The organism is Xanthomonas sp. AC360, from assembly GCF_979258225.1.
In genome coordinates this window covers 4,826,101-4,845,387 of the sequence record NZ_OZ409846.1, presented here as the reverse complement: position 1 = coordinate 4,845,387, position 19,287 = coordinate 4,826,101, and the positions used below count along the sequence as shown (strand labels likewise).

21 protein-coding genes are annotated in these 19,287 nt (G+C 64.8%); 9 read left to right on the top strand and 12 right to left on the bottom strand.

Annotation, left to right across the window (positions count from 1 at the left end):
• Nucleotides 1-74: 74 nt before the first annotated feature.
• Nucleotides 75-617: a type 1 glutamine amidotransferase domain-containing protein gene (locus ACZZ0O_RS20815; protein WP_463591738.1), complete on the top strand. Its 543-nt coding sequence runs from the start codon at nucleotides 75-77 to the stop codon at nucleotides 615-617.
• Nucleotides 618-760: 143 nt separating this feature from the next.
• Here ACZZ0O_RS20815 and ACZZ0O_RS20810 read toward each other — a convergent pair whose 3' ends face one another.
• From ACZZ0O_RS20810 to ACZZ0O_RS20780, 7 genes are all read right to left on the bottom strand, one after another.
• The gene (locus ACZZ0O_RS20810; RefSeq protein ID WP_055849660.1) at nucleotides 761-1,357 is read right to left on the bottom strand and encodes a YceB family lipoprotein; all 597 of its coding nucleotides are present in this window, start codon (nucleotides 1,355-1,357) and stop codon (nucleotides 761-763) included.
• A gap of 55 nt (nucleotides 1,358-1,412) precedes the next feature.
• The gene (locus ACZZ0O_RS20805; RefSeq protein ID WP_323515246.1) at nucleotides 1,413-1,802 is read right to left on the bottom strand and encodes a hypothetical protein; all 390 of its coding nucleotides are present in this window, start codon (nucleotides 1,800-1,802) and stop codon (nucleotides 1,413-1,415) included.
• A 209-nt stretch (nucleotides 1,803-2,011) separates the two neighbouring features.
• The gene (locus ACZZ0O_RS20800) at nucleotides 2,012-2,314 is read right to left on the bottom strand and encodes a DUF3861 family protein (RefSeq protein WP_463591737.1); all 303 of its coding nucleotides are present in this window, start codon (nucleotides 2,312-2,314) and stop codon (nucleotides 2,012-2,014) included.
• A gap of 91 nt (nucleotides 2,315-2,405) precedes the next feature.
• Nucleotides 2,406-2,987, bottom strand: coding sequence for a M23 family metallopeptidase (locus ACZZ0O_RS20795; protein ID WP_463591736.1), 582 nt, complete (start codon nucleotides 2,985-2,987; stop codon nucleotides 2,406-2,408).
• Between the two features lie 151 nt (nucleotides 2,988-3,138).
• Nucleotides 3,139-3,561, bottom strand: coding sequence for an HU family DNA-binding protein (locus tag ACZZ0O_RS20790; RefSeq protein WP_104614547.1), 423 nt, complete (start codon nucleotides 3,559-3,561; stop codon nucleotides 3,139-3,141).
• Nucleotides 3,562-4,100: 539 nt separating this feature from the next.
• Nucleotides 4,101-4,955, bottom strand: coding sequence for a pyrroline-5-carboxylate reductase (proC, locus tag ACZZ0O_RS20785; protein ID WP_323515243.1), 855 nt, complete (start codon nucleotides 4,953-4,955; stop codon nucleotides 4,101-4,103).
• Nucleotides 4,956-5,003: 48 nt separating this feature from the next.
• Nucleotides 5,004-5,696 (bottom strand): YggS family pyridoxal phosphate-dependent enzyme, encoded by a 693-nt coding sequence (locus ACZZ0O_RS20780; RefSeq protein WP_463591735.1) that lies wholly within the window; start codon nucleotides 5,694-5,696, stop codon nucleotides 5,004-5,006.
• 332 nt (nucleotides 5,697-6,028) lie between these two features.
• On the opposite strand from ACZZ0O_RS20780, the gene ACZZ0O_RS20775 reads away from it, so the two are divergent.
• From ACZZ0O_RS20775 to ACZZ0O_RS20765, 3 genes are all read left to right on the top strand, one after another.
• Nucleotides 6,029-7,066, top strand: a complete 1,038-nt coding sequence (locus tag ACZZ0O_RS20775) for a type IV pilus twitching motility protein PilT (RefSeq protein ID WP_003489919.1) — start codon at nucleotides 6,029-6,031, stop codon at nucleotides 7,064-7,066.
• Nucleotides 7,067-7,193: 127 nt separating this feature from the next.
• Nucleotides 7,194-8,324, top strand: coding sequence for a PilT/PilU family type 4a pilus ATPase (locus ACZZ0O_RS20770; protein WP_055849678.1), 1,131 nt, complete (start codon nucleotides 7,194-7,196; stop codon nucleotides 8,322-8,324).
• Nucleotides 8,325-8,596: 272 nt separating this feature from the next.
• Nucleotides 8,597-9,271, top strand: coding sequence for a YitT family protein (locus tag ACZZ0O_RS20765; protein WP_463592502.1), 675 nt, complete (start codon nucleotides 8,597-8,599; stop codon nucleotides 9,269-9,271).
• A 429-nt stretch (nucleotides 9,272-9,700) separates the two neighbouring features.
• Here the strand turns inward: ACZZ0O_RS20765 and ACZZ0O_RS20760 are convergent, their stop codons facing one another.
• The 3 genes from ACZZ0O_RS20760 to ACZZ0O_RS20750 form a co-directional block, all read right to left on the bottom strand.
• Entirely contained in the window at nucleotides 9,701-10,837 is a 1,137-nt protein-coding gene (locus tag ACZZ0O_RS20760) for a hypothetical protein (protein ID WP_463591734.1), read from the bottom strand.
• Nucleotides 10,838-10,926: 89 nt separating this feature from the next.
• Nucleotides 10,927-11,466 (bottom strand): DNA-3-methyladenine glycosylase I, encoded by a 540-nt coding sequence (locus ACZZ0O_RS20755; protein WP_463591733.1) that lies wholly within the window; start codon nucleotides 11,464-11,466, stop codon nucleotides 10,927-10,929.
• Nucleotides 11,463-13,307 (bottom strand): DUF4153 domain-containing protein, encoded by a 1,845-nt coding sequence (locus tag ACZZ0O_RS20750; RefSeq protein ID WP_463591732.1) that lies wholly within the window; start codon nucleotides 13,305-13,307, stop codon nucleotides 11,463-11,465. The genes ACZZ0O_RS20755 and ACZZ0O_RS20750 overlap by 4 nt, the downstream gene beginning before the upstream one ends.
• 79 nt (nucleotides 13,308-13,386) lie before the next feature.
• On the opposite strand from ACZZ0O_RS20750, the gene ACZZ0O_RS20745 reads away from it, so the two are divergent.
• From ACZZ0O_RS20745 to ACZZ0O_RS20725, 5 genes are all read left to right on the top strand, one after another.
• Entirely contained in the window at nucleotides 13,387-13,953 is a 567-nt protein-coding gene (locus ACZZ0O_RS20745) for a YqgE/AlgH family protein (RefSeq protein ID WP_055849691.1), read from the top strand.
• Nucleotides 13,946-14,413, top strand: a complete 468-nt coding sequence (ruvX, locus tag ACZZ0O_RS20740) for a Holliday junction resolvase RuvX (protein WP_463591731.1) — start codon at nucleotides 13,946-13,948, stop codon at nucleotides 14,411-14,413. The genes ACZZ0O_RS20745 and ruvX overlap by 8 nt, the downstream gene beginning before the upstream one ends.
• A 13-nt stretch (nucleotides 14,414-14,426) precedes the next feature.
• Nucleotides 14,427-15,374, top strand: a complete 948-nt coding sequence (locus ACZZ0O_RS20735) for an aspartate carbamoyltransferase catalytic subunit (protein ID WP_055849696.1) — start codon at nucleotides 14,427-14,429, stop codon at nucleotides 15,372-15,374.
• A gap of 482 nt (nucleotides 15,375-15,856) precedes the next feature.
• Nucleotides 15,857-16,291 carry an OsmC family protein gene (locus ACZZ0O_RS20730; protein ID WP_005992502.1) on the top strand — a complete coding sequence of 145 codons (435 nt, stop codon included), beginning with the start codon at nucleotides 15,857-15,859 and terminating at the stop codon, nucleotides 16,289-16,291.
• A 153-nt stretch (nucleotides 16,292-16,444) separates the two neighbouring features.
• A complete protein-coding gene (locus ACZZ0O_RS20725) occupies nucleotides 16,445-17,047 on the top strand; it encodes a glycine zipper 2TM domain-containing protein (RefSeq protein WP_055849699.1) in 603 nt (200 codons plus the stop codon).
• 275 nt (nucleotides 17,048-17,322) lie between these two features.
• Here the strand turns inward: ACZZ0O_RS20725 and ACZZ0O_RS20720 are convergent, their stop codons facing one another.
• Both ACZZ0O_RS20720 and ACZZ0O_RS20715 read right to left on the bottom strand, forming a co-directional pair.
• Nucleotides 17,323-18,204 carry a PhzF family phenazine biosynthesis protein gene (locus ACZZ0O_RS20720; protein WP_115528540.1) on the bottom strand — a complete coding sequence of 294 codons (882 nt, stop codon included), beginning with the start codon at nucleotides 18,202-18,204 and terminating at the stop codon, nucleotides 17,323-17,325.
• Nucleotides 18,205-18,235: 31 nt separating this feature from the next.
• Nucleotides 18,236-19,114, bottom strand: coding sequence for a PhzF family phenazine biosynthesis protein (locus tag ACZZ0O_RS20715; protein WP_463591730.1), 879 nt, complete (start codon nucleotides 19,112-19,114; stop codon nucleotides 18,236-18,238).
• Nucleotides 19,115-19,287 lie beyond the last annotated feature (173 nt).

Here is a 19,287-nt window from a genome sequence, read left to right as displayed (position 1 = left end):
CGCACACATCGGTTCACGGGTGCGCAACAGCGCGCTGCCTACGGTGCGGGCTTCTTTTATCGAGGAGCTCCCACATGGCGTATTCGCTCTCCGGCAAGACCATTGCGGTCCTGGCCACCGATGGCTTCGAGCAATCCGAACTGACAGAACCCAAGCGCCTGCTGGAATCATGGGGCGCCACGGTCGATGTGATCGCGCCTGGCAATGGTGCAACGATCCGCGCCTGGAATCACACCGATTGGGGCGATTCGGTTGCGGTCGACAGGCTTCTTGAGCAAGCAACGCCTGAAACCTACGATGCGCTGGTGCTGCCCGGTGGCGTGCTCAATCCCGACACACTGCGCACGGATCAGCAGGCGATTGCCTTCATTCGTGGATTCGCAACGGCGCACAAGCCGGTGGCGGCCATCTGCCATGGGCCGTGGTTGTTGCTGGAAAGCGATCTGGTGCGCGACCGCAACGTCACCTCGTGGCCGTCGGTCAAAACCGATCTGACCAATGCCGGCGCGCGCTGGCAGGATGCCGAAGTGGTGGTCGATGGTCCGTTGATCACCAGCCGCAAGCCCGACGACATTCCGGCATTCAGTGCTGCAGTGGCTAAGGCCCTGTCTGCGTAAGTCGCCTTAGCCGCCATCTGTCACTTGTTTCAATAAACACGGCCCGGCGCTGTTGCGTCGGGCCGTTGCATGATGGCCGTTGTGCGCGTCGTACCCACCTAATGCGGGCTGTTTTCGCCCAGGGTGAAGATAACGGTGCGGACTTACTTCCCCGACAGCGCCGCCGCCGGCACCATCTGCTCGATGTTCTGATTGAAGTTGACCGCCACGCGACCGTTCTGGATGCCCACCGACTCCACCTGCACCGCGCCCATCACGGCGGCAATCGACGGGTCGATGCGATAGATGGGTTCCTTGCGCGCGTAATCGGCCAGCCAGGTGTTGAGCAGCTGACGGGTGCTGTGGTCGAGCTTTGCGCCGGAATTGGCCGGGCGGAAATCGTCGATGCTGGGCTGGTCGAGATAGAAGCCTTGTTTGGCGACGTCGTAACGCAGCGCGCTGGTCAGGGTTACATTGCCCACCGGAGCCGGCGCACCGCCGGCAGTGGCCACGGCCAGGTCGAACGCCATCTTGAGCCGGTCGCCCGGCGGCAGCGACAGCGCGGGATTGCTGACCGTCATTGCGATCAAGCCACCGAGCGTGTCGTGCGTTTGCGGGAAGCGGCCGCCCAGATACTGCTGCAGGTCGCTGGCCTGCACGCTGATCTGATGTCCCTGGATCTGCGGCGCCGCCCAGGCGCTGCCAACGGGGAGCGCCAAGGCGAGGGCAAGCACGGATCCGGCAAGCGAACGCAGTTTCATCGGGTGACTCCGGCAATAGGTGACACAACCTTAGTCAGCACTGGTGAACCACGGGTTAGCGCAGTACCGGTTGCAGCGTGGCGGAGTAGATTTCCCAGCTGTCGCTTCCGGCGCGCGGTTGCAAGCGATAGGCGCCGACCAGCTGCTGCGTGCCCGCACCCGTGCGTACGACGATGCGCACCGGCACTTCGATGCGTCGCGGCGGATGTTCCTGATCCAGCGGCACCGGCGGGTCGTTGTTGATGCGCATCGAGCGGATATCACCGATACCGCGCAGCGCCGCGTCGTCCGGCACCGGCGATGGACGTCCGCCGGTCCACAGCGCATCGGCATCGGCGCGTGCGGCACCGGGCAGTGCACCCAGATAACGCTGCACGGTGGCGCTTGCTTCGGCCAGGTCGGCGCGCGTTTGCGCATCGTCGGGAGCTTCGGACGCAGGCGACATGGGTACGCCTTGGGCAGTCACCGCAGCGGAGTCTGTCGCCGCAGTGGCTTTAGGCGAGCTTGTGGTCGCAACAGCTTGCTGATCTGTGCTGCGATGACAGCTGCAGCCTGCGAGTGCGGCTACTGATAAAGCAATGACGATCCAACGCATGGCGGCTCTCCATCCCCGAGGCGCGCAGTGTAGCGGGCGTATGCGGTGCGAAGCAGCGCTCAGACGCCGGGTTGGACGCGTTGCAGGCGATCGAGCAGTAATTGCAGCTTGGGCCGTAATGCATCCAGCGCATCGCTGGGTTGCGCGCGTGGACGGGCGGCCAGGTCTTCCAGCAATTGCGAGCCGACGGTCAGTGCGGCGCATTCGTCGCTGCTCAGATCGCGGCGCAGGTGCAACTCTTCGAGCAGGCGCATCCAGTCGGCGCGGGAGCGCTGTTCAAACTCGATGGTGCAGCGGTCGTCGCACGGTCGCCCGTCGTTCTCGATGGGCGTGACCGTAATGCGATAGCGTTTTCGGGGCATGGTGGTCGCGTCACTCCTGGGCTGCCTCCACCATAGGGGCAGGCTGCCGCGCGCTCGATAGCGCAGGCCATGACGCAGTGTTCCAGCATGCTCAGTAGGCAGGCGGTGGCGTGGTTTTACGCAGCAGCGGCAGCGGATCGTACGCACCGTTGCGCCCATAGACACCATAGTGCAGGTGTGGCGGCGTGCCGCGCGCGTTGCCGGTGGTACCGACCATGCCCAGCGCGGTACCGGGCTCGACGACATCGCCAACGGCCAGTCCCGGTGCCCAGTCGTCCAGGTGCGCATAGTAGTGCCGCTCCATCGCCGGCCCGAGCACCCAGACCTGTTTTCCACCCAGCCCGGCGTCGCGAATGGCACTGACCACGCCGCGGGTGGCGGCAACCACAGGCGTACCGCGTGGCGCGAAAATATCCACGCCGGCATGGCTACGGTCGCGTCCGCGTGGTGCACCGAAGGTGTCGGCGATCTGGCGGGCACGGACGTTTTCCACTGGAATCTGCAGGGCCTGCGGCGGCGGCATCCGTGACAGCTCCCAGGTGGTGCGCAGGCGTTCGCCCATCGGCGACTGCCAGGCCCAGCGCGCGGCCACGCCCAACGCGCACAGCAGGACAATCGAAACCAGCAGGCGACGCACACGTCGGGCGGGGCTGCGGGTTGATGGCGCGGTCATGGGCACTCTCTGTTGCGAACTCACCAATAGGGTAGGCGGGCTGCCATGACCGCGATGTGGTGTGTCGACACGCATCGCCAACAAGACGCGGGAAAAGCGCAAAAAAAAGACGGCCCGAAGGCCGTCTCGATAACACAGGATGCAGGCGAAATTACAGCGCTGCGTCTTTCAGCCGCTTCATCGCGCGCACCTTGATCTTGCAGGTTGCCGGCTTGGCGGCAAACATCTGCTCTTCCTTGGTGAAGGGATTGATGCCCTTACGCTTCGGCTTGGCCGGCACGTTGACCGAGGTGATCTTCAGCATGCCCGGCAGGGTGAAGGTGCCGGCGCCCTTCTTGCTCAGCGAGGCGTGTGCGGTGGCTTCCAGCGACGCCAGCACGGCGCGGACGTCCTTCGGAGCCAGCTGGGTGGATTCGGCGATGTGCGCGACCAGGCCGGTCTTGCTCAGGGCTTCCTTGATCGGCTTCGGTGCGGCGGTCTTGGTCGCGGCCTTGGCCGGCTTTGCGGTCTTGGTAGCGGCGACCTTTTTCACTGCCTTCTTGGGGGCAGCCTTCTTAGCGGCGGTTTTTGCCATGAGGTATTCGTTCCGTATTCGTTGGTGGTGTTGGGTCTGCCGACCCAGTCGGCAACGCGAAATGTAGGGCAACTGCTGCGCGCCGCCAATAGGCAAACGATGAAACAACACAAAAAAGCGTCTTTCGACGGGGATTCGTTCACCAGCGGCGCAAAACGCGCGTAAAAACCAGTGCGGAACGCGTGCAGCGCGCAGGCATGTGCCGTATCTGACGCAGAGCAGCAGGTCGTTGCGCAAGGCTGCGGTCGTACTGCGCATGCCAAAAGACTCTGCACTGCGCCATCCGCTCTGCTGCCAACGACGGATGCATCGCCGCAAGATGTCGAACAAGTCGCGTGCGATCGCCTGATTGGCGCGTATTGGCATCGATTGCAAAGCGCGCGACGTTGCGTGGAAGGTCGCTTGATGCCTGGCGCTGGGTATTGGGCAATCGCGTAGCGACGTGTCGCGATGCGGGCTGCGTGCGGGGAGGCGATCACCGCGACGCGTCGCTGATTGCTCCATGCAGCCAGCAACGCGTTGGGGCAAGCCGCGGCGCGTTAGTCGTTGGCAGCCGACAAGCTGCGGCCGCGTTCGGTCGCAGCAGCGATTGCCCGCGCTGTCAGCGCTTCGAATCCGCCAGCCTGGAATGTTTCGATGGCCGCTTGCGTGGTGCCGTTGGGCGAGGTCACGCGACCGCGCAGGACCTGCGGTGCTTCGCCCGATTCGGTAAGCATGCGCGATGCGCCCAGCAGGGTTTGCAGGACCAGCGTGCGCGCGGTATCGGCCGGCAGTCCCTGCGCCTGTGCTGCCGCTTCCATCGCTTCGGCCAGTAAAAATACATACGCCGGCCCGCTACCGGAAACGGCAGTCACCGCATCCATTTGCGCTTCGTCGTCGATCCACACCGTCACCCCGGCGCTTTCCAGCAATTGGGTTGCCTGCATGCGCTGCGCATCGGAGACGCGTGCAGTGGCATACAGCCCGGTCACGCCGGCGCCGAGCAGTGCGGGGGTGTTGGGCATCGCGCGGACCACCGCCGTATCGCCGCCGCACCAACGCTGCAACTGCGTTGCGGTGATGCCGGCTGCAATCGACAGCAGCAGCGGCTGTTGCGCTTGTGCAAGCGCGGCCAGCTGCGCGCACACGCTTGGCATGACCTGCGGTTTGACCGCCAGCACCCAGGTGGCCGCACCATCGGCCGCGTCGCGCGCGTCTGCGACGGCCTGTACGCCAAAGTCACGCGACAACCCGGTGCGCAACTCTTCTACCGGCTCGGCGACGCGCAGGCTTGCAGCCGGCACGCCTTGCCGGATCAGCCCGGCGATCAAGCTGCGCGCCATGTTGCCGCCGCCGATAAACGCGATGCGCGCGGCGGTGACGGATAACGGCGCAGGCGGCGTGGGCAGAGTCATTGCGGTACCTCTAGTAATAGGAATGGATGGCGCGATGCGCGAGGCAGATCAGACGGCGGCGGCGGGCGAGGGCGCGCGCGCGCCGAACAGCGCCGTGCCCACGCGCACCATGGTGGCACCGGCCGCGATCGCTTCGGCGAAGTCCGCGCTCATGCCCATCGACAAGGTGTCCACCTGCCGATGGCGCTGCTGCAGGTGCGCGAACAAGTCCTGCATGCGCGCGAACGCCGCAGCGCAACGTGCCTGGTCCGGGAACGGCGCCGGGATCGCCATCAAGCCGCGCAGTTGCAGTCGCGGTTGCAGTGCGATGGCGTCGGCCAGGCCGTTGATGGCGTCCGGGGCGCATCCGTATTTGCTGTCCTCATCGTCGATATTGACCTGGATCAGCACATTCAACGGCATGCGGTCGTCCGGGCGGTATCGCGCCAGCAGCGGAATCAACTTGGCGCGGTCCACAGTCTGCACCCAGTCGAAACATTGGCTGGCGACGTCGGCCTTGTTGGACTGCAGGTGGCCGATCAGATGCCATTCCAGCCCCAGCTCGCGCAGCGCGGCGATCTTGGCTTGCGCTTCCTGCACGTAGTTTTCGCCGAATGCGCGCTGGCCCTGGGCGGCCAATGCGGCGACGGCATCGGCCGGTTTGGTCTTTGACACCGCCAGCAACCGAACGTCGGCACGCGCATGCGTGGCTGCTGCGGCATGGATGGCATCGAGAATCTGCTGCAGCGACGAAGCCGGCACGTGGCAATCCAGAACAAGCGGGAGCGCTAGTGTGCCGCCGCCGCTGGCTTCCTTCCAGCGCGCCGCGCGCCTTTGCTGGGTTGACGGTGGCAAGCGCGTACCGGCATCGGCGTCGCTGCGGGCTGCGGGCGCAGCCGCTGGTGCCCAATCCCGCCTGGCTGGGCCGGACACAGGCAAGCGCCGTGCCTGGGCATGCCCGAAAAACAACGCCTTCAGCCGCATACAACGCTGCCGACCTGAACCGGCGCCAGGCCGCTTCCCGCCAGCAGCCAGAACGCTATACTGCCAGCCGGGGAGTACCTTCCAATCGCAGCCTAGGGGAAAAGCAGCGCATGGATATCGCTGAACTACTGGCGTTTTCTGTCAAGAACAAGGCATCGGACCTGCACCTGTCTGCAGGGCTGCCGCCGATGATCCGTGTCGATGGCGATGTCCGTCGCATCAATATTCCGGCGTTGGACCATAAGCAGGTGCACGCGCTGGTGTACGACATCATGTCGGACAAGCAGCGGCGCGATTACGAAGAATTCCTCGAGGTCGACTTCTCGTTCGAGATTCCCTCGCTGGCGCGCTTCCGCGTCAACGCGTTCAACCAGAATCGTGGCGCCGGTGCGGTGTTCCGCACCATTCCGTCCGAAGTGTTGACGCTGGAAGACCTGGGCTGCCCACCGATCTTCCGCCAGCTGATCGACCAGCCGCAGGGCCTGATCCTGGTCACCGGCCCGACCGGTTCGGGCAAGTCGACCACGCTGGCCGGCATGATCGACTACATCAACAAGAACGAATACGGCCACATCCTCACCGTCGAGGATCCGATCGAATTCGTGCACACCTCGCAGAAGTGCCTGATCAATCAGCGCGAAGTGCACCGCGATACGCACGGCTTCAACGAAGCGCTGCGCTCGGCATTGCGCGAAGACCCGGACATCATCCTGGTGGGCGAGTTGCGCGACCTGGAAACCATTCGCCTGGCGCTCACCGCTGCGGAAACCGGCCACTTGGTGTTCGGCACCCTGCACACCAGCTCGGCGGCCAAGACCATCGACCGCATCATCGACGTGTTCCCGGCCGGCGAAAAGCCCATGGTGCGCTCGATGCTGTCCGAATCGTTGCGCGCGGTGATTTCGCAGGCATTGCTCAAAAAGGTGGGCGGCGGGCGTACCGCAGCCTGGGAAATCATGGTCGGCACCCCGGCGATCCGTAACCTGATCCGCGAGGACAAGGTGGCGCAGATGTATTCGTCGATCCAGACCGGCCAGCAGTACGGCATGCAGACGCTGGATCAGCATCTGCAGGACCTGGTCAAGCGCAGCCTGATCACGCGTAACCAGGCCCGCGAATACGCCAAGGACAAGCGGATATTCGAGTGATTCGGGAATCGGGAATCGGGAATGGGGAATCGCACGAGCGTGCCCCTGACTGGTTCCGGCTCCTGGCTTGCAGATTTTCCAATTTCCGATTCTCGATTCCCAATTCCCGGCTCCAAGGGAGCACGCCATGAGCACCATCGACTTCACCTCCTTCCTCAAGCTGATGGCGCATCAGAAGGCGTCGGATCTGTTCATCACCTCCGGCATGCCGCCGGCGATCAAGGTGCACGGCAAGATCAGCCCGATCACGCAGACGCCGTTGACCGCGCAGCAGAGCCGCGATCTGGTGTTGAACGTGATGACGCCGTCGCAGCGCGAAGAGTTCGAAAAGACCCACGAGTGCAACTTCGCCATCGGCGTGTCCGGGGTCGGGCGCTTCCGTGTGAGCTGCTTCTATCAGCGCAATCAGGTGGGCATGGTGCTGCGTCGAATCGAGACGCGTATTCCCACCGTCGAAGAGCTGAGCCTGCCGCCGGTGATCAAGACGCTGGCGATGACCAAGCGCGGCATCATCATTTTCGTGGGCGCCACCGGTACCGGTAAGTCGACTTCGTTGGCGGCAATGATCGGTTACCGCAACCAGAATTCCACCGGGCACATCATCACCATCGAAGACCCGATCGAATTCGTGCACAAGCACGAAGGCTGCATCATCACCCAGCGCGAAGTCGGCATCGATACCGATAGCTGGGAAAATGCGCTGAAAAACACCCTGCGCCAGGCGCCGGACGTGATCATGATCGGCGAGGTGCGCACCCGCGAGGGCATGGACCACGCGATCGCCTTCGCCGAAACCGGCCACCTGGTGCTGTGCACGCTGCACGCCAACAATGCCAACCAGGCGATGGACCGCATCATCAACTTCTTCCCGGAAGACCGCCGCAATCAGCTGCTGATGGATCTGTCGCTAAACCTCAAGGGTGTAGTGGCGCAGCAACTGATTCCGACTCCGGATGGGCGCAGCCGCCGTGTGGCGATGGAGATCATGCTCGGCACGCCACTGGTGCAGGACTACATCCGCGACGGCGAGATCCACAAGCTCAAGGAAATCATGAAGGAGTCCACCAACCTGGGCATGCGCACCTTCGACCAGAGCCTGTTCGAGCTGTATCAGGCCGGCGAAATCAGCTACGAAGACGCGCTGCGCCACGCCGACTCGCAGAACGAAGTGCGCCTGCGCATCAAGCTCTCGCAGGGCGGCGATGCCAAGACCTTGTCGCAGGGAATGGATGGCGTGGAGATTGCCGAAGTTCGGTAATGCGTCGTCTGTTGCCGCAGAGCTTGCGCTGGCTGCGGCCAGTGCCTGGCGCGGTGGTTTGCAGTGGTGGATCAAAATGGCGCCCCGCATCGGGCGCCTTTTTTGTAGACGCGATTCCCCTGTGGTAACGCACGCGTCCCGCACTGGAGAGGCAGTATCGCTGCTGTTTCAGATGTAACCAGGGTGGCCGATAGTGTCTAATATCGCACCCCACTGCAGTGCCCAAACCCGTGAGCCTTCCCGATTCCGATCTCCGTCCGGAGCAAGAACCGTTGCCCGACGACGGCACCGTGGTCACCTCCGGGCCGTTGACGCCACCGCCGGATTCGGCGGGAACCACGGCCGACGACCACGCTTACCACCATTCGGTGGCCGAGGACGTGCAGGGCATGGTGCTGGCCACGCTGGTGGCCTCGCTCGGCCTGGCGATCTTCGCCAAGGGCGGGCTGATGATCGGCGGCATGGCCGGTGTCGCCTTCCTGCTGCACTACGCGTTGCATTGGAATTTTGGCCTGGTGTTCGTGCTGGTCAATCTGCCGTTTTACTGGCTGAGCGTGCGCCGCATGGGCTGGGAATTCACCCTGAAGACCTTCGCTGCGGTCGGTGCCTGCGGCGCCTTGACCGATCTGCTGCCGCGCTGGGCCGAGTACGCGCACATCAGCACGGCGTTCGCCGCCATTGCCGGGGGCGCGCTGGCCGGGCTGGGGATCCTGTTCTTCATCCGCCACCGCGGCAGCCTGGGCGGAATCGGCATTCTGGCGGTGTATCTGCAGCGCGAACGCGGCTGGAGCGCAGGCAAGGTGCAGATGAGCTTCGATGCCATGCTGATGCTGGTCGCCTTCTTCGTGCTGACACCGGACAAGGTGCTGTATTCGGCGCTAGGTGCGCTGATGCTGAGCCTGGTGCTGATGTTCAATCATCGCCCGCACCGCTATATGGGCGTGTGATCCGTCAGGCGATCTCGTCGCTCCCCACGTAGGAGCGCACCTGGGCGCGATGCAGCTTTACCGATAACCCGTGTTGCCCGGGTTCCACCGGCAATCGGTGTGCAAGTTCAAGCATTGCATCAGCCCGCGTGCGCCGAAGAGCGCATGCACGTCGTGTTGTTGTCGACGTAGCACTGCGCACTGCGCGTTTGGGTGCGCATGCGCCCATGCGGGCCGGATCGTCCGGTTTCTCGCCATGTGCCAGGCCTCGATGCATGTTGCCTCGCGACCCAGCGCGGCGTCGCTATACCTGCTGGCGTAGCGTTGCGCATCGCCATGCAGGCCTGGAGAGACGAAGTCAGCGCTGACATTGGATGCATCGCCATCGCGTGGCAGCTGGCCTGGACAGCATCAAGCAAAGCTCGCAGTCTCGATGGCCACGCTCGGCGGTTACTCCGGCTGCGCAGTCGCGGTTATCAACGCCACGCTGGCTCGCTCGCGTCTTGAGTCCAGCGGCAGGGTCGCGACCTGAGTGCCGGGAGCGTCGTACAGCCACAGCGCACAACACCCTTCCGGGGAGGTCAGATAGCTGCTGCGAAAGGCCACAATGCTGGCGCTGTAACACGCCTGTCCGCGCCGCACACGAAAGTCGGCGACATAGTCGAAGGTGTAGTGGCCCGCATCGTGCCAGGGCCATTGATCGGCTTCGTCGGGATCGCCGCTGGTCTGCGCCGGGCAGCGTGCAGCAGGGTCCGGTGCACGCTGCGTGCCGTCCGTTGAGAACGCAAGCTGCTTCAGCTGCGCGTTGACGGCTGCCTGCAGGTGCGGGTGTTGCGCCAGCCAGTGCGATGCTTGTTGTTCTTCGGCGGTGGCACTGGCTGCTTGGCGCGATGGTGTCGCCAGCGTGTGCCGGTAGCGATAGCGCACCTGCAGTACCTGCGTCTCCACGCGTTCGCCGGGCAAGGACAATGGGCGCGATACGGTCACCGTGTCCTGAAAATAATCGCCATCGCGGTAGGCCGCGTAGCTTTTGCCATCGATGCGCAGCCAGTACAAGGCCTGATCGCTGCCGCGGCCGTTGATGCTGAAGCTGCCCGGCGTGCTGTCTGCGTCAACTGCAGTGGCGACTGCCGGGCGGAAGCCCTGCGCGCGGTCGTAGCGCAGCACGGAGATGTCGTTGAAGAGCCCGGTGCCGCCGACATACGCATCGTCTATCAGATCGCGCTGACCGTCTTCGTCCAGGTCGGCCAATGTGTAGTGGTGGTTGCCATTTTCAGCGATGTCGTTCTCTGCACTGGCACTGGTGGCGCGGTAAGCCTGCACTGCCAGCCACTCCGCATCTGTCACACCCACTGGCTGCACGGCTGGGTGGGCTTCGGCATCGTCGCTGTCGTCCGGCCTGCCGAGATCGAAGCTTAGCCCGGTGGTGTCGGCATGGCGCTGCAGCACGGTATCGATCGGGGTGGGGTTGCCGACCGGCTCGGCGACGATTTCGCGACGCAATCGTTCCAGCACCTGCGAGACCGTCGCGGTGGTTGGCGGGGCCGCATGTGCCTGAAAAACCAGCCCGGCATGGGCGACGAGCACAAGCAGGCAGCCGTTGCGTGTCCTTGCTGGCACAGGCGATTGCACGATGCCTAAAGCGTGCCTGCCTCCGTGTTTGAACATCCACGCGCTCATGCTGCCTGCATCCAGGCCGGTTTGAGTTTGGCGATGCGTTTGAACGCCGGGCATTGCGCGTGATGTGCGCCGGGCAGGTAGCCCAGACTCATCAGGAATTCGCCGGTGATTTCGCCGCCGGTGAAGCGGAACGTCTTCTTGAACAGTTTGACCCAGGCCGGCTTGTCGAGCGGATGCTGCGCATCCAGCCATTGCGCAAAACTGCCATGCGAACGGCGCAAGGTCTGGATGACCTGCGCGTTGTGGATGGCCGCCAGGATTTTCAGACGGTTGCGGATGATGCCGGCGTCGCTCATCAAGCGCGCAATCTCGGCGTCGCCATACGCCGCGACCGTATCCACGTCGAATCGGTCATACGCCTGCTGAAAATTGGCGCGTTTGCGCAGGATGGTTTCCCAACTCAGGCCGGCCTGATTGATTTCCAGCACCAGGCGCTCGAACAGTTCGCGTTCTTCGCGCTGCGGGAACCCATATTCGTGGTCGTGGTAATGACCGTGCACCGGGTGGCCGGGCGCGACGCTGCAGTAGCCGCTCATGGCTGAGGTTCCGGCCGGATGCCTACTTCGTTGGGGGTGATGTGGATGCGTCGGCCTTCCGGCAGCGCCAGGTCCGGCCAGCGATTGGGCCGCGTCTGTAGCTGACCATTGCGCAGCGCCTGGCTCACTTCGCTCATGGCCGCGCCGTCCAGGGAATAGAGCTTTGCCGTACCGGCTTGATACCATCCACCGCCGTTGCGGGTCTGCAGCTCGCAGGCAACCACATAGTCGGCGCCGAGATTGCACAACAGCACATCGAGCTCGCCGTCGCCATCGAGGTCGCTGCTGCTGACAACGCAGTTGCTGTTGCCCTGCGTGCAGGCGCCCCAGAGCATCTTGGACCGCACCAGGTAGTGCCACCAGTCCGCTGGCGGCTCTGCCTGGCCGGCAGCTACGGTGACGTGCTTGCGAATTTGGGTCAGGTCGGTCAGCTGTTTGTCCTTCTGGTCTTCTACTGGCTCACTGCCTGCCCAGCGGCTGGTGCGTGCCAGTAACTGCTCCAGCTTCTGCTTGCGCTCCGGGCTGCCGGCAAAGGGGGGCGTCGCGCGCAGCGACTGCACGGCCAGATAGCCGCGGCGGCCATTGTCGAAACGCAGAAATTCCAGATTCTGTTGCAGGGTCTCGGGCGTGTCGTTGGCAAGGCGCTGCAGCTGGCTCTGTACGGTGATGCGATACGGGTCGAGCAGCGGTGTATTGACCAGCACTGCCAGCCCGATCACCACCCACGACAGCGCCATGTTGCCGCCGGCCAGCTGCGGTAGCCAGCGATCGGCGCGCGGCCGCAGCACCGCGAACGCGTAGGCCATGGCATATGCCAGCGCAAGCGCGGCCAGCAAGGCCGCGCAGACGCGTTCGCTGGTCCAGCCGTGCTGCGCAATGCGCAGGCCCACCGCATAGGCGGCCAGCGCCGCATGCAGCGGCAGGCTGAGCAACCCGGCCTCGATCATCCGGCGCAACCAGCGGGGATACGGCGGCAGCCCGCTGCCATCCTGGTACACGGCGTTGGTGAACAGCACCAGCCCGAACACCAGGCTCAGCAGGATCGACGCCGCCGAACGGGTCTGCCAGAGCGCCTGCAGCCCGGTAAACGGCAGCACCAGCAGAAACAGCAGCGCAATGCCGGCCAGCAGCGGGAGCAGCCCGGTGCAGAGGGCGAACAGGATCTGCCGCATCACCTGCACCGCGCGGTGCTGGGTGCGCCCGATCAGGATGCCCAGCCCGGTGATGGCGCCGGTCGCCAGGTAGGCGAACGCCTGCTCGTGGAACAGTTCGGCAAAAAACCTGATCTTGACCAGCGCGAACAGGCTGGCCCATAGCCCCAGCACCATCCAGCACACGCCCACGAACAGCAGCGCCAGTGCCAGGGTCAGGCCGTTCTGCCAGGCGTGTTCGAACAGGTCGCGGTAGCCGGCCCGCCAATGGCCGTGCAGCTGCCGATGTTGCATCCAGGGCAGCGCGACGAACCAGCCGACCGTGATGGTGAAGCCGAACGGACCAAGGACCCGCGCGACCTGCAGGGCCGGCGCGCCAGTGCTGCTCCACGCCGCCCAGCTGCCCAGGGCAGCCAATACCAGCGTGCTTGCCGCCACGTGCTGCCACAGGCGCCAGTCGCGAAGATCCTGCACGCTCAGCAGTACCAGGCTGGGCACGATCGCCACAACGGTGTACCAGCAGATTCGGGCGCCCAGTTCGGTGAAGGGCCACACGCCATGTTGTTGTCCCGCTGCGGCCAGATACAGCAGGCAGCCCTGCAAGAGCGCCACCAGTACGATCAAGACGCGGGTCTGGCGGGGCAGTGGCGCGTCGGAGCGCGCGGGTACGGTTCCAGGTGTAGGCAGCATCGTCGGTCCTTGGCATGCAATAGGCGGCAAGTATGGCAGTGGCTCTGCGCGCGGCGGAACGAACGGCTAGAATGCGGCCATGTCTGTTTTGCCCACGCCTCTGGCCAACCAACTGCTGATCGCGCTCCCGGCGCTGTCCGATCCCACCTTTTCGCGCAGCGTCGCGCTGATTTGTCAGCACGATGAAAACGGCGCGATGGGCGTGCTGGTCAACCGGCCATCCGAGTACACATTGGGCGAAGTGCTGTCGCAGATGGGCATCGACACCGACGATGCGCAGCTGCGCGAGCAGATCGTGCTCAGTGGCGGGCCGGTGCACCCGGAGCGCGGTTTTGTCATCCACGACGATGCGCGCGAATGGGATTCCAGCCTGGAAGTGGGGCAGGGCGTGTTCCTGACCACCTCGCGCGACATCCTCGAAGCCATGGCCGCCGGCAAAGGCCCGCGCAATGCGCTGGTAGCACTGGGCTGCGCGGGCTGGGGCGCGGGCCAACTCGAATTCGAACTGGGCGAGAACAGCTGGCTGACCGCACCGTCGGACGCCAATGTGTTGTTCGACACCGCGCTGGAAGATCGCTGGCAGACCGCTGCCGGGCGCATCGGTGTGGACCTGTTTCGGCTCACGGATTATTCCGGGCATGCCTGAGGCGGGCGCACTCCGCCCCGATGGCACGGTGCTGGGCTTCGACGTAGGGTCGCGCCGGATCGGTGTGGCGGTCGGTACCGCGCTGGGTGCCGGTGCGCGTGCGGTCGCGGTCATCAATGTGCATGCCAACGGCCCGGACTGGGCAGCGCTGGATCGCGTGCACAAGGAATGGCGACCAAATGGCCTGGTGGTCGGCGACCCGCTCACCCTGGACGACAAAGACCAACCTGCCCGCAAACGCGCGCATGCCTTCGCACGGCAATTGCGCGAACGCTATGTGCTGCCGGTCGTACTGATCGACGAACGCTCCAGTTCGGTCGAAGCCGCGCAGCGGTTTGCGCGCGAACGCGCCGATGGGCGCAAGCGCCGCCGCGATGCCGACGCACTGGACGCCATGGCGGCGGCCGTGATCGTCGAACGCTGGCTTGCCGCGCCCGACCAAGCCACTCTTCTCCCTTGATTCCCGACCTGCGATGACCACCATGCAACTCGATTCGGACGGACGCCTGCGTCACCTGCTCACCCTGGAAGGACTGCCGCGCACCACGTTGCTGCAACTGCTCGACCGTGCCGGCCAGATCCGCGATGCCGCGGTCGGCCGGGTCGGCAAGCGCAGCGTGCTGGCCGGCACTGCGGTGTGTACGCTGTTTTTTGAACCGTCCACGCGCACGCGCAGCTCGTTTCATCTGGCCGCGCAGCGATTGGGCGCGGACGTGCTCAATTTCGACGCGTCCACCTCCTCCACCCGCAAGGGCGAGACCGCGCGCGACACCTTGAAGAATCTCGAAGCGATGGGGGTGCGTGGGTTTGTCGTGCGCCACCCGGATGACGGTGCGGTGGAAGCGCTGGCCGCTGCCGCAGGCGAGGGCACCGCATTGATCAATGCTGGCGATGGCCGCAGTTCGCATCCCACCCAGGGCTTGCTCGACATGCTGACCCTGCGCCAGGCCAAGGGCACCGATTTTTCCAAGCTCAAGGTCGTGATCGTCGGCGACGTGAAGCACTCGCGTGTGGCACGCTCGGACCTGCATGCACTTCGCACGCTGGGCGCTGGCGAGATCCGCGTGTGCGGCCCGGCCAGCCTGCTGCCCGATGACGACATGCTGGACGGCTGCGTGGTCGGCCAGGATTTCGACGCCATGCTGGAAGGTGCCGACGCCCTGATGATGCTGCGCCTGCAACGCGAGCGCATGGAAGAAGGCCTGGTGCCGTCGCTGGAGCAATATCACAGCGACTACGGGCTGACCCGCGAGCGTCTGGCGCGCGCCGGCCGTGATGCCGCGGTGCTGCATCCGGGCCCGATCAACCGCGGCGTGGAAATCACCGACGAGGTCGCCGACGGCGCGCAATCGTGCGTGTTGCGTCAGGTCGCCAACGGCGTCGCCGTGCGCATGGCGGTGCTGGAAACCCTGCTGGGCTGATTGCCCGCACTGCGCTCGCAGGCACCGCGTGAGCGCAGTGCCTGCGAAAGATCCACTGAGTACTGAGTACTGAGTACTGAGCACTGAGCACTGAACACTGAACACCGGGCGCAGCGACAGCCGTAGCAGCGCCCGTTTTTTTCCTGCGCGCAGGCATGCATCCCGGCACCGTCATGTGTTCGAACATGGGCGCCTGTCAGCAACGCTACGCAGCCACCAGCCGCGCGTGGCCGATCATCCGAATCGAGCTCCACCGTAACCATGCAGCGCCTCCTTCGCGATGCATATCGTTGCCGCTGCTCGTCGCTTGTCTTGAGTCGCCGCCAACCTGACGTTAGCCGCGCGACACAAATGCGTGTGGCAGTGCAAGCTCTTGCGATTCCCCATTCCCCATTCCCCATTCCCCATTCCCCGCAACAAGCACCAAGCGCTAACACCCGCTCGCCTAAGGTGGCGGTCCCTTTCAATCGCAGGAGATCGCAATGGGTATTTCACGACACGCCACCGCTCACTGGGAAGGCGACCTCAAGACCGGCAAGGGTCAACTCAGCACGCCGCAGAGCGGCTTGATGGACAACACCCGCTACGCCTTCAGCAGCCGCTTCGGCGACGAGAAGGGCACCAATCCGGAAGAACTCATCGCTGCCGCGCACGCGGGCTGCTTCACCATGGCGCTGTCGGCGCAGCTGACCGAAGCCGGCTTTCCGCCGACCTCGCTGGACACCCGTGCAGACGTCGATCTGTCGATGGAAGGCGGCCCGCAGCTGTCGCAGATCCGTCTGAAGCTCAAGGCGGTGGTGCCGGGGATCGACGAAGCCAAGTTCCGCGAGCTGGCCGATACCGCCAAGAAGAATTGCCCGGTATCCAAGGCACTGAGCGCCGTGCCGATCAGCCTGGAAAGCGAATTTTCCAACTGATGTGTGTCAAGGCTGCGGAGCGTCGGCAGACCATGCCGGCGCGCGCAGCTGGCGGCAACCTGAATAGGCCTTTGTAAGGCCTGTTCGGTTCAGGGCGGTTTCACCGCAACAAGCCGAGCATCGGCAACGTGTCCTCCCTGTGAAGCTGCCGCAATGAAAACTCTTGTGCTTGGTGCTCTGGTAATGGGTCTGGCCGTGGCGGGCAATGCAACGGCGCAGCGCTACGACAGCGGCTACCGCGACAATGGTCGTGGCAGCTACGAGGACGGTCGTTACGAATACGCACGCGTCGTACGCGTGGACCCGATCATCGTGTCCGATTCCTACAACGAACGCAGCAGCGAGCGCTGCTACAACCGTCCGTCCGATGGCTACTACACCAGCAATGATGGCTACTCCCGCGACGGCGGCAGCTACGGCTCGCCCAATGCCTCCAACCGAGGCGTTGCCAGCGTCATCGGCGGTATCGCCGGTGCGGTGCTCGGTAGTCAGGTCGGTGGCGGTAACGGACGTCTGGTCGGCACTGCCGTCGGCACCATGGCCGGCGTTGCGGCGGGCCGCTCGATCTACGAGGCCAATCACCGCAGCTATCAAGGCAACGTCAGCGTCTGCGAACCTGTGTCGTACCGCACTTCGCGCGAGCGTGTGGATGGCTACGACGTGACGTACGAATATGCGGGCCGCACCTACCACACGCGCAGCGATTACAACCCGGGCGACCGGATCCGTGTGCGCGTTGATGTGCGCCCTGACTGATTGACTGCGTGTGGGCTGGTTGTCAAAAACGCTGCGGAAAACCGTAGCGTTTTTTTATCTTGCGAGAGCTGCGGCAGGTGGGCGTTTGCTGCTAGTACTTGATGGCACGTCGCATCGGGCAGACTGCAACTGTTTCTGGGTTTGACCGCCAAACGCAGGTGCGCCGTGCGTTGGATGGTGATCGGGCCGAGTTCGCAGCGCGGAAAATTTTTATGGGTTCTTCGCCTGTGAACCGCACGCATCAAGCTGGGCGAACACCAACATGGCGGCCGCGCTCAGCCCCAGTCCAAGGTCCCGCGAATCACCGTCTGCACCTGGCCGCCGGACCACACGTCGCCGTTGTTGTCGATGCGCAGTTCCAGCAAGGCATCGAAGCCGATCTCGCGGCCCTGACTGACCACGTAGCGTCGCTCTTTGCCGGGCAGCGCGTGGCGGCTGTCCAGCCAGGCCGCGAGTACGGCATTGGCTGCACCGGACGCGGCGTCTTCAAAACGCCGGCCATTGCCCACAAAGGCGCGCACCGCCAGATCGTAGCTGCCGGCCTGAGCGGCACGCGCGTAGGCGAAGACGCCCATGCTGCCGGTGGATTCAGCCAATGCGGCAATCGCGTCCCAGCTCGGCTGCAGGCTGCGCAATGCCGCTTCGCTGGCCAGCTCCACGACCCACCAAGTGCGGCCGCCATCCATCAACGCGGGCGGCAGGGCGCCGAGCGACCAGCCGTGCAGTGCGTCGCGCAGACGCGGGTCGTCCGCGTCCACCTGTTCGGCAACGCGCGCGCGCGGCGTGCGGATGGCGATGCTGCGGTGACCATCGATCTGCTCCACGCGCAGCGGCAACTGGCCGGCAATGCCGTCCTGTACCAGCAGTCCTTCGTCTGGCGCGGCCAGCCCGGCGTCGAGCACCGCATGCGCCGTGCCCACGCTGGGGTGGCCGGCGAAGGGAACCTCTTTTTGCGGCGAAAACATCCGTAGCCGGTAGCTGCTGTGCGCATCGGCTGCGGGAAACACAAAGGTGGTTTCCGGCAACTTGGTCCAGCGGGCGATCGCCTGCATCGCCGCATCGTCCAGACCCTGCGCATCCAGCACCACCGCCAGCGGATTGCCGCTGCCAGGGCGGGCGGAGAACACATCCAGTTGCAGGAAACGGCGGGTGGTCATGGTGGCGGATCCGCGAGCAGGGCGCGGCAGCTTACCAATCGATGCGGCCGTCGATCACCTGCAGCGTCGTTCCGCCAATCCAGACTTCGCCCGCATCATCCACTTCCACCTGGATGCGGCCATCGCGGCCCACCTCGCGGCCCTGGCTGGCGACATAACGCGACGCCTCGCCGGGCAGGCGGTTCTCGCCATGCAGGCGTGCGGCAATGCAGGCATTGGCGCTACCGGTGACCGGATCTTCGGGGATGCCATCGCCGGGGCAAAACGCGCGCACCACCAGATCTGCGTCGCAGTCCTGCACAGCTGCATAAATTGCCAGCCCGGTGGCCGCGCTGGCCCGGGTCAGGCGGATAATTGCGGCAAGATCCGGCGCGGCCTGGCGCACCGCCGCGGCGTCGGCCAGCTCCAGCAGCCACCAGTTCGGGCCGTTGTTCCAGAGTTCTGCGGGATGCTGTGCTACCTGCAATCCGGCGCTAGCTGCCTGCACTGCCGCCGCGTGGGTGTCGCCGGTTGCGATGATGTGCGCGCGCGGCGCGCGTAGCCGCACCTGCAAGGCGCCATGGCGGTCGAACACATCCACCGGCAGCACGCCGGCCGCGCATTGCTGGTGCAGCCGGCCGTCGGCCTTGTACGCGGTCAGCCCGTGCGTTGCGGCGGCCCACGCCGCGCCGACGCTTGGGTGGCCGGCAAACGGCAGCTCTGCGCGCGGGGTGAAAATGCGGATGTGATAGTCGGCATCCGGCACGCTGACCGGCACAAAAAAGATCGTCTCCGACAGGTTCAGCCATGCGGCGATCTGCTGCATCTGCTCAGTTGACAGCGCGCCCGCGTCGAACACCACGCCCAGCGGGTTGCCGGAGCCGGTGCGGCTGGCGAAGACATCCAGTTGCAGGTAGCGGTGCTTGCTCATGCGCGGTGCGATCTCGGTGGTAGGAACATTGCAGATGGTTGCAGCGCAAACCGTTGCCGCGATGAAGAGCGGCGCTGCGGAGTGCGACCGCACGCGGGGTCAGATGCGCGCCATTGGCAGTAGAATCGGAGGTTCCGCCCGGCATCCCGGCTTCTTTCCCCCATCATAAACGC

Bases quoted from the DNA above. Each gene is read 5' to 3' on its own strand.
- ACZZ0O_RS20815 (WP_463591738.1), top strand. From the start codon at position 75: ATGGCGTATTCGCTCTCCGGCAAGACCATTGCGGTCCTGGCCACCGAT.
- ACZZ0O_RS20810 (WP_055849660.1), bottom strand. From the start codon at position 1,357: ATGAAACTGCGTTCGCTTGCCGGATCCGTGCTTGCCCTCGCCTTGGCG.
- ACZZ0O_RS20805 (WP_323515246.1), bottom strand. From the start codon at position 1,802: ATGTCGCCTGCGTCCGAAGCTCCCGACGATGCGCAAACGCGCGCCGAC.
- ACZZ0O_RS20800 (WP_463591737.1), bottom strand. From the start codon at position 2,314: ATGCCCCGAAAACGCTATCGCATTACGGTCACGCCCATCGAGAACGAC.
- ACZZ0O_RS20795 (WP_463591736.1), bottom strand. From the start codon at position 2,987: ATGACCGCGCCATCAACCCGCAGCCCCGCCCGACGTGTGCGTCGCCTG.
- ACZZ0O_RS20790 (WP_104614547.1), bottom strand. From the start codon at position 3,561: ATGGCAAAAACCGCCGCTAAGAAGGCTGCCCCCAAGAAGGCAGTGAAA.
- proC (WP_323515243.1), bottom strand. From the start codon at position 4,955: ATGACTCTGCCCACGCCGCCTGCGCCGTTATCCGTCACCGCCGCGCGC.
- ACZZ0O_RS20775 (WP_003489919.1), top strand. From the start codon at position 6,029: ATGGATATCGCTGAACTACTGGCGTTTTCTGTCAAGAACAAGGCATCG.
- ACZZ0O_RS20770 (WP_055849678.1), top strand. From the start codon at position 7,194: ATGAGCACCATCGACTTCACCTCCTTCCTCAAGCTGATGGCGCATCAG.
- ACZZ0O_RS20755 (WP_463591733.1), bottom strand. From the start codon at position 11,466: ATGAGCGGCTACTGCAGCGTCGCGCCCGGCCACCCGGTGCACGGTCAT.
- ACZZ0O_RS20750 (WP_463591732.1), bottom strand. From the start codon at position 13,307: ATGCTGCCTACACCTGGAACCGTACCCGCGCGCTCCGACGCGCCACTG.
- ACZZ0O_RS20745 (WP_055849691.1), top strand. From the start codon at position 13,387: ATGTCTGTTTTGCCCACGCCTCTGGCCAACCAACTGCTGATCGCGCTC.
- ruvX (WP_463591731.1), top strand. From the start codon at position 13,946: ATGCCTGAGGCGGGCGCACTCCGCCCCGATGGCACGGTGCTGGGCTTC.
- ACZZ0O_RS20735 (WP_055849696.1), top strand. From the start codon at position 14,427: ATGACCACCATGCAACTCGATTCGGACGGACGCCTGCGTCACCTGCTC.
- ACZZ0O_RS20730 (WP_005992502.1), top strand. From the start codon at position 15,857: ATGGGTATTTCACGACACGCCACCGCTCACTGGGAAGGCGACCTCAAG.
- ACZZ0O_RS20725 (WP_055849699.1), top strand. From the start codon at position 16,445: ATGAAAACTCTTGTGCTTGGTGCTCTGGTAATGGGTCTGGCCGTGGCG.
- ACZZ0O_RS20720 (WP_115528540.1), bottom strand. From the start codon at position 18,204: ATGACCACCCGCCGTTTCCTGCAACTGGATGTGTTCTCCGCCCGCCCT.
- ACZZ0O_RS20715 (WP_463591730.1), bottom strand. From the start codon at position 19,114: ATGAGCAAGCACCGCTACCTGCAACTGGATGTCTTCGCCAGCCGCACC.